The following is a 13,135-nucleotide window of genomic DNA, read 5'->3' on the forward strand; positions in this document are numbered from 1 at the left end:
TCAGTCCTGGGCGTCGGGGTTGACCCGGCCGACCTCCCAGAGGCGGGCCAGCTCGCCCTTGGCGGACCAGCGGTCCTGTTCGCGCACGGCCGCCATCAGCCACTTCAGTACCGGCCGCGCGTGCTCGGCGTTCGCCAGCATCACCAGTCCGGTGCCGGACTCCAGCTGGCTCAGCGCCATGGCGCGGTAGCCGGCGGTCTGCCCGGTGTGGCCGTAGTCGAGCCCGCCGCCGGAGGCGTCGACGAACACGCCCATGCCGTAGAAGTGGCACGGCTCGACGATCGTCAGCATCCGCTCGGTCAGCTCACGGGTGAGCACCGGCGAGGGCAGGCCGCGGTGGGCCCGCCGGATCTCGACGGTGACCCGGGCCAGGTCGGCCGCCGTGGTCCACAGCCCGGCCGCGGCGGTCTCCGGGTGCGCCTGCCAGCCCCCGGGGTGCGGGACGCCCGGCGCGTCGTGGCCGTACGCCACCGGATGCCCGAGTTCGCGCGGGTCGCTGCGCACGTAGTGGCTGTGCGTCATCCCCAGTGGGTCGAGGACCAGTTCGCGCATCAGCTTTCCGAAGGGCGTGCCCGTGACGTCCTCCATGAGCTGCTGCAAGGCGGTGTAGCTGATGTTGTTCTTCAGGAACACCTCGCCGGGGACGCCGTCCAGGCGGCCGGCCGGGGTCTTGGCCGGGGCCCGTCCGAGCAGCACGTCCAGCGGGGCCGGCAGCGCGTCGCCCGGCGCGTAGTAGTGGTCGTCCGGGTTGTCGGTGGCGTTGTGCACCGCGCCGGTGAAGCGCAGCAGCCGCTCGGCGGTGACCGGGTTGGCCGGGTCCGTGCCGGGCACCTGCCACGACGTCAGATAGCGGTTGACGTCCTCGTCGAGGTCGATCACGCCGTCCTTGGCGAGCCGCAGCACCCCGAGCGCGGTGACGTGCTTGCTGATCGACCCGGCCGGGAAGAGCGTCTCCGGGGTGACCGGCTCGTCGCCGCCGGCCCGCGTGACACCGTAGGACCGGATCTCGGCGATCTCGCCGTCCCGGATCACCGCGACCCCGACGCCGGGCACCGCGTGCTCCGCCATCACCGCCTCCGGAGAGGGCAGTTCGGCGGACTTCTCCGACACCACCCGTAGCCCGAGCGCGTCCTGATGCGCCATCACCATGCGCAGTGCCTCGGCGAGCGCGTCCGGATCGGCCGGCGGTTCGGCCCGCGCGGGCGCCGGTTCGACCGCCGCGGCGAGTTCGGCCAGCGTCTCGTTCTCGTACAGCGTGCTCAGCGACAGCACCAGGCCCGCCTTGCGCGCCGCGGAGATCACCGGGAGCACCCGGATGGAGTCGCCGCCGAGCCCGAAGAAGCTGTCGTCCAGGCCGACCCGTTCCACGCCGAGCACCTGGCACCAGACGTCCGCAAGGAGGCGCTCGGTGTCGGTGCGGGGCGCCCGGTAGGGGACCCCGGAGGCCGGGCCCGACCGGTCCGGGGCGGGCAGCGCCGCCCGGTCGACCTTGCCGGACACGGCCAGCGGCAGCGCCTCCAGGGTGAGGAAGACCTGCGGGACCATGTAGGCGGGCAGCAGGGTGCGCAGGTGCTCCACCAGATCGGCCTGGGCGGGTGCGGCGCCCGGCGCGGGCACCACGTAGGCGACCAGCCGGCGGTCACCGGGCGCGTCCTCGCGGGCGAGGACCACCGTCTCCTGGACCCCGGGCGCGCGCAGCAGGGCCGCCTCGATCTCGCCCAGCTCCACGCGGTAGCCGCGGATCTTGACCTGGCCGTCGCCGCGGCCCAGGAACTCCAGGCTGCCGTCGGGACGGAACCTGGCCAGGTCCCCGGTCCGGTACAGCCGGCCGCCCGGCGTTCCCGAGAAGGGGTGCGGCACGAACTTCTCCGCGGTCAGCGCGGGACGCCCCAGGTAGCCGCGGGCCACGCCCGCACCGCCGAGGTACAGCTCGCCGACCGTACCGACCGGGACCGGCTCCATCGCGGCGTCCAGCACGTACACCTGGGTGTTGGCGATGGGCCGGCCGATCGGCACCGGGCGGGCGGGGTCGTCGGCGGCGGTCGCGTCGTGCACGACACAGCCGACGACGGTCTCCGTGGGCCCGTACTCGTTGATGATCCGGGCGTTCGGCGCGACCCGCCGCCAGGCGGCGACGCTCTCGGCCTTCATCTCCTCGCCGCCCACCACGAAGGTGCGCACCGAGTCGATGCCGCCCGCCTCGCCGACCTCGGTGGTGACCAGGTCGAGATGGGCCGGGGTGATCTTCACGATGCTGAAGTCGCCCTCGGAACGCAGCAGTTCGGGCAGCGCCTCCTGGCCCCGGTCGCCCGGTACGACCACCACGTCCCGGCCCGCGATCAGCGGCAGCAGGAAGCTGGGCACGGCCAGGTCGAACGCGATCGAGCCGAACATCGGGGCGCCGTGCCCGCCGTCCATGCCGTAGTGACCGAGCGCCCAGTCCAGGTAGTTGGCCAGCCCGTGGTGGGTGACCAGGACGCCCTTGGGCCGGCCCGTCGAGCCCGAGGTGTAGATGGTGTACGCCAGGTCGTCCCCGGTCACGGGCGCGTGCGGGGCGTGGCCGGGCCGCCGCGCGATCGCCGCCGCGTCACGGTCGGCGCACACCACACGGGCCCCGGTCGCGGGCAGACCGTCCAGCCACCGCTCCTGGGTGACGAGCACCGGAGCCGCGCTGTCGGTGAGCTGGTGGGCGAGCCGTTCGGCGGGCGCCTCCGGGTCGAGCGGCAGATAGGCCGCACCGGCCTTGAGCGCGCCCAGCACCGCGACCAGCTGGTCGACGCCCCGCTCCGCGAGCACACCCACGAAGTCGCCCCGGCACACGCCGAGTTCGAGCAGATGATGGGCCATCCGGTTGGCCGCCGCGTCCAGTTCGCCGTACGTCGTCGTGCGTTCGCCGACGACCACCGCGACCGCGTCGGGAGCCGCCGCCGCCCGCTCGGCGATCCGGTGGTGGACGGGACGGCCGTCGAAGGCGGTGCCGGCGTCGCCGGACCACGCCCCCAGCAGCCGTTCCCGCTCACCCTCCGGCAGGTACACCGCCCGCGCGTCACCGTCGAGGTCGTCGACGACGGCGTCCAGCACCGCCCGGTACATGGCGCCGAGGCGCTCGGCCTCGGCGCGGGTCATGACCCGGGTGGAGGTCAGCAGCCCCAGCTCACCGGCCATCGTGGTGACGGCCAGGTCGAACTCGGTGCCGCCCTCGCGGACGCTGCTGCTCATGTCCATGAGGTCGGTGTCGACCTGCCGGAAGTCCAGGTAGTTGAAGAAGACGTCGATGAGACGGCCGTTGCCGGCCTCCCGCTGGACCTCCGGCATCGGGAAGCGGCGGTTGGGCCACAGCGCCGTCTCGGTCGCGAAGACCTGCCGGATCAGCTCCCGCCAGGTCCGCGCACCGCGCCGGAAGCCGATCGGCAGCGTGGTCAGGTACATACCGATGACCTGCTCGGCGCCGGGCGCCTCGGGACGGGCGTCGCACACCAGACCGCTGTGGAAGGCGTCCTCCTCGGTGAGCTGGCTCAGCACCTTCAGGTGCGCGGCCAGCAGCACGCTCTTGACCGGCACGTCGGCCGCCCGCGCCGCGTCGCGGATCCGGTCCTGGATGTCGTGCAGCGACACCTCGACCGAGAAGGTCCGCGGCTCGGTGCCCGGTTCCGGCTCCTCGCCCCAGGCCGCCGGCAGCGCGAACCTGGTGTGCCGGCCGACGACGTCCTTCCAGTAGCCGCGCTCCTTCGCCGAGGCCAGCGACTCCAGTTCACCCGCGACGAAGTCCGCGAAGCGGACCTCGGGCCGCTCCGGGTCCACGGGCCGGCGGCCCGCGCGCAGCTCACCGTAGGCGGTGAGCACCTCCATCCAGATGTTGTAGTGGCTCCAGCCCTCGATGATCGTGTGGTTGAGGCTGATGAACAGCCGCCAGCCGTGATCGCCGAAGGCGGCGGCGAGCCGCAGCAGCGTCGGCCGGGTCACGTCGAACGGGTTCTCCTGCTCGGCCGTGCTGATCTCGGCGACCCGCGCGGCCACCTCGTCCGGGCCGAGCCCGGTCAGGTCGTGCACGGCCACCGGCATCTCGGCCCGCGCGTACACCAGCTGCATGGGCACGGAGTACGTGTCCAGGTCGAGACCGGTGCGCAGCGCCTCGTGCCGGGCGGTGACGATCTGCGCCGCCTCGTACAGCGCGTCGGCGTCGAACGGGTGCCCGTCCTTGATGTCGAACGACGTGGTGTGGTGGTAGGTGCCGGTGCCCGTGGCGCTCAGCTGCTCCACCAGCATGCCGGTCTGCAACTGCGACAGCGGATAGGCGTCGGTGACCGTGTCCGGCAGCAGCGCCCGGTCCTCGGCCCCGATCAGCGCGAACGGCTCGACGTACCGCAGCTCGTTCGCCGCCCGCCCGGCGCCGGCCGCGGCCAGCCGGGCGATCGTCCGCTGCTCGAACACGTCGCCGACCGTCACCTGGAAGCCGGCGGTGCGCAGCGCACCGACCAGGGTGACCGCCCGGATCGAGTCGCCGCCGAGGTTGAAGAAGCTCTCCTCCACGCCGACCCGGTCGAGTCCGAGGACCTCCTGCCACACCCGCGCCATGCGCCGTTCGTCGTCCGTGCGCGGCGCCGTGAACTCCTGCACGGCGGCGAACGCGGCGTCGTCGGGCACCGGCAGCGCCCGGACGTCGAGCTTGCCGTGCGCGGTCAGCGGCAGCCGCTGAAGGGCCACGAAGGCGGCCGGGACCATGTACTCCGGCAGCAGGTTCACCAGGTGCTCGCGCAGCTCCGCGGGCGAGGGCGCCGCACCCGGGGCGGTGACCGTGTACGCGACCAGCCGCTTGTCACCCGGAGCGTCCTCACGCAGGGTCACCGCGGCGGCCTCCAGCGCGGGATGAGCGTGCAGGGCCGTCTCGATCTCGCCCAGCTCGATCCGGTGCCCGCGCAGCTTCACCTGGTGGTCGGCGCGACCGAGGAACTCCAGGGTGCCGTCCGGCAGCCAGCGCACCAGGTCGCCCGTGCGGTACATCCGCTCCCCGGGCGCCCCGAACGGGTTCGGCACGAACCGCTCGGCGGTGAGCCCGCCCCGGCCGTGGTACCCGCGAGCCGTCCCCGCGCCGCCGACGCACAGTTCACCCGGCACGCCCCGCGGCACCAGCCGCAGCTCGGCGTCGACCACGTACGCGGTCGAGGCGTGCACCGGACGGCCGATCGGCACCGAACCCGCCCGCTCACCGAGCGCGGAGATCACCTGGACCGCCGAGAAGGTGGTGTTCTCCGTCGGGCCGTACATGTTCACCAGGCGCTCCGGCGCCCCGGCCCGCAGCAGCTCGCGGACGGTGGTGACATCGCCGGCCTCGCCGCCGAAGCCGACCGTGCGCAGCCGGCCCAGCGTCCCGGGCACCGTCCGGGCCACGTGGTTGAAGAGCGAGGTGGTCAGGAACAGCGTGGTGATGCCGCGCTCCTCGACGGCCGCCGCCAGGGCCTCGGTCTCCAGGACGGTGTCCCGGTCCAGGATCTCCAGCCGCGCCCCGTTGAGCAGGGCGCTCCAGATCTCCGCCGTGGCCGCGTCGAAGGACACGCTGGAGGCGTGGGCGACCACGTCGTCCGGCCCCACCTGGAGGCTCGCGTCCTCGGTGACCGTCCGCACCACACCCCGGTGGGTGATCATCGTGCCCTTGGGGGTGCCCGTGGAGCCGGAGGTGTACATCACGTAGGCCAGCTGGTCCGGGTGGACCGGCGCGAAGCCGTGCGCAGGCACGTCGGTGTCCGCGTCGGCCGGGACGACCGTCCCGCCCCAGCCCTCCGGCGCCACGTCCGCGCGCCCGTCGGTGACCAGCAGGCCGGCGCCCGAGTCGCGCAGCATGAACTCCTTGCGCTCGTCCGGATAGGCCGGGTCCACCGGCAGATAGGCGGCGCCCGTCTTCAGCACCGCGAGCAGCGCCACCGGCAGCACCGCGGAGCGGTCCATGCCGACCGCGACGACCGCCCCGGGCACCGCCCCGGCCTGCCGCAGCCGCGCCGCCAACCGGTCGGTGCGGGCGTCCAGTTCGGCGTAGGTCAGCACCGTGTCCCCGTAGGAGACGGCCGGGTGTCCGGGCCGGCTCGCCGCCTGCTCGGCGAAGAGACCGACCACGGTGCCGGTGTCCCGGCCCGCGGGCCCGGTGCCCCATTCGAGCAGCAGCTCCGCCTCGCCCGACGGCAGCGGCGCGACGGCCTCGCCGTCGGCGTCGGCGGCCATCGCCAGGACCGTCGCCCGGTACATCGAGGCGATCCGCTCGGCCTCGGCGCGGCCGAGCACCCCGGTGTGCGTGGTCAGGCTCAGCCGGCCGCCGGTGGTGGTGACGATCAGCGCGAACTCGGTGGCGGCGGCTCCGTCGCTCGCCCCCGCGTCGATCTCCCCACCGTCCAGGTGCCGGTAGTCCTGGTAGTTGAACGTGACGTCCACCAGGCGGCGCCCGTCCGCGTCCCGCTGCATCGCGGGCAGCGGATAGCGGCGGTGCGGCCAGTCGGCAGCCTCGCGCCGGTACACCTGCGCCACCAGCTCCCGCCAGCTGCGGGCGCCGCGGTCGAAGGCGAACGGCACGGTGTTGAGGTGCATGCCGAGCACCCGTTCGGCGCCCACGGCCTCGGGCCGGGCGTCGGTGGCCAGTCCGGCGCTGAACCGCTCCTGCCCGGTGAGCCGGGCGAGCACCGCCAGATGGGCGGCGTGCAGTACGGCCTTCATCGACGCCCGCGCCTCGCCCGCCAGGTCCCGCAGCCCGGCCTCGACGTCCGCGAACGGCACCCGCACGGTGAACGTCTCGGGCTCGGCGGTGTCGTCGCCGAGGTCCGCGGGCAGCTCGAACGGCTCATAGCCGTCGGTGACCGCCAGCCAGTGCGCACGGTCCTCCCCGCCGGCCAGCGACTGGAGCTCACCGGCCACGAAGTCGGCGTAGCGCACACCGGGCGCGCTCCACTCGCCGGGCCCGCCGGTGTCCCGGAACGAGCGGTACAGGTCGAGCAGTTCGGCCACCATCGAGTGGTGGCTCCAGCCCTCCGTGATCGCATGGCTCTGGGTGAGCCCGAGCCACCACGCACGCTCGTCCTCCGGCAGCACCGTGACCCGCAGCAGCGAGCGGGCGTCGGCGGGGAACGGGGTGGACCGCTCCACGGCGACGAAGTCCGCCACGGCCGCCGCGCGGGCGGACTCGTCGAGGCCGCGCAGATCGCGCTCGGCGACCGTCAGCCCGGCCTCGCGGTGCACCAGCTGAAGCGGCTGCGAGAAACCGGTGAGCGCGAAGGAGGTGCGCAGCACCTCGTGCCGCGCGGCCAGTTCGGTCACCGCGGCCCGCAGCGCGTCGAGGACCGGCGGCCGCTCGTCGAGCACCCGGAACGCGCTGACGTTGACGTACTTCAGCGCCTCGGCGTCGGCCAGCTGCTCCACCAGGATGCCGAGCTGCGCCTGGGAGACCGGGTAGGCGTCGGCCAGACCGGTGGGCAGCACCGCCCGGTCCGCCTCGCCGACCAGCGCGAACGGCCGCACGCCCACGAAGGCGGTGTCGCCGTCCCGGTCCGAGGTGTCCAGCGCGGCCAGCCCGGCGATCGTCCGGGCGTCGAAGACGTCCCGCACGGTCACGGCGAACCCGGCCGTGCGCAGCGCGCCCACCAGGGCGACCGCACGGATCGAGTCGCCGCCCACCTCGAAGAAGCTGTCCTCGACGCCGGGCGCGTCCAGTCCCAGCACCTCGGCCCACACCTCGGCGACACGCCGCTCCCGGTCCGTCCGCGGCGCGACGTGCTCCTGCCGTCCCGCGAGCGCGGACCAGTCAGGCGCGGGCAGCGCCTTGCGGTCCACCTTGGTGTTCGAGATCAGCGGAATCCGCGCCAGTTGCGTGAACGCCGCCGGGACCATGTACTCCGGCAGCCGGGCACGGCAGTACGCGGCCAGCTCGGCCGGTGCCGGCAGGGCCTCCTCCGCGGGCACGGCGTACGCGGCGATCCGCGGGTCGCCCGGAGCGGTGGAGTCGGTCACCACCGCCGCCTGGAGGATCGCCGGGTGCGCGTTCAGCACGGCCTGGATCTCGCCCAGCTCGACCCGGTAACCGCGGATCTTCACCTGGTCGTCGACCCGGCCCAGGAACTCGATGCCCCCGTCGGCCAGCATCCGGCCCATGTCACCGGTCCGGTACAGGCGGGCGCCGGGCGTGCCGAACGGGTCCGGCAGGAACCGCTCGGCGGTCAGCGCGGGCCGGTTGAGATAACCCCGGCTGACCTGCGGCCCGCCGATGTACAGCTCGCCCGGCACACCGGCCGGCACCAGGTGCCCCTCCCGGTCCAGGACGTGCACCCGGGTACCCGGCAACGGCAGCCCGAGCGGGATCGCCGGAGCGCTCAGATCGGTCTCGGTGATGCGGTGGTGGGTCACCTGCACGGTCGCCTCGGTCGGCCCGTACAACTCCACGAGCTGCGGCTCGTCGAGCCCGAACCGGTCGATCCAGGGGGCGAGCGCGGCACCCGTGTGCTTCTCGCCACCGAAGAACATCGCCCGCAGCGGCACCCGCGCGAGCCGTTCGTCGCCCCCTTCGGCGGCGGCACAGACGCCGCGGAACGCCGACGGGCTGTTCAACAGCACCGTGAACCGCTCCGCGACCGCCAGGTCCAGCAGGGCGTCCGGGTCCCGGGCGGTGTCCGCGTCGACCACCACCAGCCGGCTGCCGTGCAGCAGCGCCGCCCACAGCTCGAACACCGAGACGTCGAAGGCGAAGCTGTGCACCAGCGGCCACACATGCCGCTCGTCCAGCGGGAACCGCTCCGCGGTGGCCCGCATCAGCCGCAGCACATTGGCGTGGCTCACCCCGATGCCCTTCGGGACACCGGTGGACCCCGACGTGTAGATCACGTACGCCAGCTGCCCCGGGTCCGTGACCTGCTCCACGGCGGTGTCGGGGAGGGCGTCGAGCGACCGCTCGTCCGCGCCGTCCAGCACGATCAGCGCACCGCCGTGCGCGGACTCGGCGACCGCGAGGTGCTCGGCCTCCGTGATGACCACCTTCGGCCCGAGGTCCTCCACCATGGTGGCCAGCCGGGCGGCCGGCTGCGCCGGGTCGAGCGGCAGATAGGCCGCACCGGCCTTCAGCACGCCCAGCAGCGACGGCACGAGCCCCGCGCCGCGGCCCAGGCACAGCCCCACCACCGACTCGGCGCCGACGCCGAGTTCACGCAGCCGGTGCGCGATGCGGTTGGCACGGGCCTCCAGCCGCGCGTAGCTCAGCGTCTCGCCGCCCGCGGTCACCGCGCCCGCGTCGGGCCGGAGCGCGGCCTGCCGCGCGAACAGCCCGTGCAGGGTGTCCGTGACCGGCCCGGACGCGCCCGCCTCGACGGGCGCCACCGCCCGGTCCGACGCCGGCAGGAAGGTGCCCCGGGCGTCGCCGTCCGGATCGGCCGCCATGGCCTCCAGCACCATCCGGTACATCTCGGCGAGCCGGGCCGCCTGCTCCCGGCCGAGGTGACGGGTGTCCGTGCGCAGCCCGAGATAGCCACCGCGGGCCACCACGGCCAGCGGGAACTCCGTCGAGCCGATGCCGACGCTCGCCTCCTCGTCCACCACCGCGGTGTCCACCTGGTGGAAGTCGAGGTAGTTGAAGACCGTGGACAGCAGCCGGTTGCCGCCCGCCGTCCGCTGGATCGCGGGCAGCGGGTACCGGCGGTGCGCCCACAGCTCCGCCTCCTGCCGGAAGACCTGGCTCACCAGCTCCCGCCAGGTCCCGGCCGTACGGTCGTACGGGAACGGCACGGTGTTCAGGTGCATGCCCACGACCCGGTCGGCGCCCGGGAGTTCGGGCCGCGCGTCGAAGGCGAGCCCGGCGAAGAACGACTCCTCCTCCGTGAGCTGCGCGAGCACCTTCAGGTGCGCGGCGAGGACGACGCTCTTCGGCGAGGCACCGGCCGCGGTCGCCAACTCCCGCAGTCGCGGCTCCAGGTCGTGCATCGGGACGTGCACCTGGTACGTCTCGTACGACTCCGCGTCGGCCCCCCGCGGATCGCCCCACGGCGACGGCAGTTCGAAGCCGGCGTGGTCGGTGACCATCGCCTGCCAGTACGCCTGGTCCTGCGCGTCGTCCAGGGAGGCCAGCTCCGCGGCGACGAAGTCCGCGTACCGGCTCGGCGTGGGCCGCGCGGGCTCGAACTCGCCGTGCTGCGCGAACTGGTGGTACAGCTCGACCAGTTCGGCCATCACCGAGTGGTAGCTCCAGCCCTCCAGGATCGGATGCGCGTGGGTGAGCACCAGCCACCACGACTCGTCGTCCTGGAGCACCGCACGCGCCCTGAGCAGCGGCGGCCGGGCCAGGTCGAACGGCGTCGCGCTCTGCTCCTCGTTCACCGCACGCAGCGCGGCGGCGAACGCGTCCCCGTCCAGAGCGCTGAGGTCCGTGACCGTCACCGGATGCGTCACGGCGCCGTGCACCAGCTGGAGCGGCCGGGAGTACCCCGTCAGGTCGAAGCCGGTGCGGAGGATTTCGTGGCGGGTGAGGAGTTCGTCGGTGGCGTGTTGGAGTGCGGTGGGGTCGAGGGGTTGGTTGTCGCGGATGCGGAAGGCGTCGACGTTGTGGTAGGCGGCGCGTTCGGTGCCGAGGGACATTTCGACGAGCATGCCGAGCTGGACCTGGGAGACGGGGTAGGCGTCGGTGACGTCTGCGGGGAGCAGGTTCCGGTCCTGGTCGTCGATCAGTTCGAAGGGCTGGACGTAGTGGTCGGTTTCGGCGGGGTTGTCGTGTGCGTCGAGGTGGTGGGCGAGTTCGGCGATGGTGCGGTGTTCGAAGATGTCCTGGACGGCGACCTGGAAGCCGGCGGAGCGGATGGCGCCGACGAGGACGATGGCCCGGATGGAGTCGCCGCCGAGGTCGAAGAAGCTGTCCTGGACGCTCACACGTTCGAGTCCGAGCGCGGCTGCCCAGGCGTCGGCGATCTTCTTCTCTGCTTCGGTGCGGGGTGCGACGTACTCGGCCTGGGGCACGACGTCGGGAGTGGGGAGGGCCTTGCGGTCGAGTTTGCCGGCGGTGTTCAGGGGCCAGGTGTCGAGTTCGACGAAGGCGCCGGGGACCATGTAGTCGGGGAGGGTTTCGCGCAGGTGGGTGCGGAGTTCGTGGTGATCGACCGTGCCGTTGGGGATGAGGTAGCCGACGAGCCAGGTGTCGCCTGTTTCTTCGGTGCGGGCGGTGACGGCGGCGTCCTTGACGGCGGGGTGGGTGAGGAGCCGGGATTCGATTTCGCCGAGTTCGATGCGGTAGCCGCGGATTTTGACCTGGTGGTCGGTGCGGCCGAGGAATTCGAGGGTTCCGTCGGGCATGCGGCGGGCGAGGTCGCCGGTTTTGTAGAGGCGGGTGCCGGCGGGGCCGAAGGGGTCGGGGACGAAGCGTTCGGCGGTCAACCCGGGGCGGCCGAGGTAGCTCTGGGCGACGCCGTCTCCGGCGATGCACAGTTCGCCGACGACGCCGACGGGGACGGGTTCCATGTGGGTGTCGACGATGTACAGCTGGGTGTTGTCGATGGGCGCACCGATGGACACGTGCGTCGGATCGGCGGGGACTTCCCAGGTGGTGGACCAGATCGTCGTCTCGGTGGGGCCGTAGACGTTCACCAGGCGCGTCACGCGTGAGCGCAGCGTCTGGGCCAGCTCGACCGGAAGGGCCTCGCCGCCGATGAGGGCTGTGACGGAGGTGGTGCGGAACCCGGATTCCAGCAGGAGCTTCCATCCGGAGGGGGTGGCCTGGACGTGGGTGACGCGCTCGGTCTCGATGAGGTCGGTCAGGTCCTGGCCGGACTCGGCGATGACGACCCGGTGGCCTCCGACCAGCGGCAGGTACAGCTCAAGACCGGAGATGTCGAAGGACACGGAGGTCGAGGCGAGCCAGGTTTCGGAACCGGTGGGTGCGCCGAGCACGCGTCGGATGCCGGTCAGAAGGTTGCCGAGGGCCGCGTGGCTGATCTGGACGCCCTTGGGTCGGCCGGTGGAGCCGGAGGTGTAGAGCACGTACGCCACCGCCGCCGGGTCGACGGGCCGGGGCGCCAGCGCCTCGGCCGAAGCCCCCTCCTCCACCAGGACATGCGTGCCGTGGTGGATCTGTGCAGCCGTCTCGTGCAGGGACTTCTGGGTGAGCAGGACGGCGGGTGCGGCGTCCTCGATGATCCCGGTCAGACGTCCGGCGGGGTGCGCGGCGTCCAGGGGGAGGTAGGCGGCGCCGGTGCGCTGCACGGCGAGCAGGGCGACGAGGAGATCGACACTGCGCTCCAGCAGCACGGCGACGACGTCACCCGCACCCACACCCGCTGCGGCCAGGGTCCCGGCCAACCGCGCGGAGCGGTCGTCGAGTTCGGCGTACGTCAGCGACACGCCACCCGACGTGACCGCCACCGCGTCCGGCACCCGAGCGGCCTGCCCGGCGAACAACTCCGGTACGGGCCGGGCCGGTTCGTCCGTCGCGGTGTCGTTCCAGCGGGTGACGACGTGCACCTGCTCCTCGTCGGGGAGACGGGTCGCCAGCGCGTCGCCGTCCGGGTCGGCGGCCATCGCCTCCAGCACCAGCCGGTACATCGCGGCCATCCGCTCCGCGTTCACCCGCGAGAGGGCGGTGCCGTCGGCAGTCAGCATCAGGTGACCGGCCAGCGTGGTGACGGCGAGCGGGAACTGGGACGTGGTGTCGCCCTGTTCCGCGCCGACCTCGATCAGGCCGGTGTCGACCTGGTGGTAGTTCTGGTAGGTGAACAACATCTCGACGGCGGGCCGACCGGCCTCGGTCAGCCGCTGGATGGACGGCAGCGGGTAGCGGCGGTGCTCCCACAGGTCCATCTCCTGCTCGAAGACCTGGCGCACCAGCCGCGTCCAGGTGGGCGCGCCGCGCCGGTGCGCGAACGGCACCGTGTTGAGGTGCATGCCCAGCACCTTCTCCGCGCCCAGGAGTTCGGGACGGGCGTCGAAGACCAGGCCGGCCGAGAAGGACTCCTCCTCGGTGAGCTGGCTCATCACCTTCAGGTGGGCGGCCAGGAGCACGCTCTTCATGGACACGCGGGCCCGCTCGGCGAGCGCCCGCAGACCGTCGTCCAGGTCGCCGTACGCGACCGGCAGCCGGAAGGAGTCCGCCGCGGACTCCTCGCCCCAGCCCGCCGGAAGGGCGACGGCGGGG

The 13,135-nt window shown here is 73.2% G+C and carries 1 protein-coding gene (cut by a window edge); it reads right to left on the bottom strand.

Going from position 1 to position 13,135, the window contains the following annotated elements; genetic code table 11:
* Nucleotides 1-13,135, bottom strand: the 3' portion of a protein-coding gene (locus BLW85_RS28915) for a non-ribosomal peptide synthetase (RefSeq protein ID WP_074993773.1). It continues 10,358 nt past the right edge of the window; 13,135 of the gene's 23,493 nt are visible here — the last part of the coding sequence; its start codon lies beyond the right edge, outside the window; it ends in the stop codon at nucleotides 1-3.

This window comes from Streptomyces misionensis, from assembly GCF_900104815.1.
Taxonomy (GTDB): domain Bacteria; phylum Actinomycetota; class Actinomycetes; order Streptomycetales; family Streptomycetaceae; genus Streptomyces; species Streptomyces misionensis.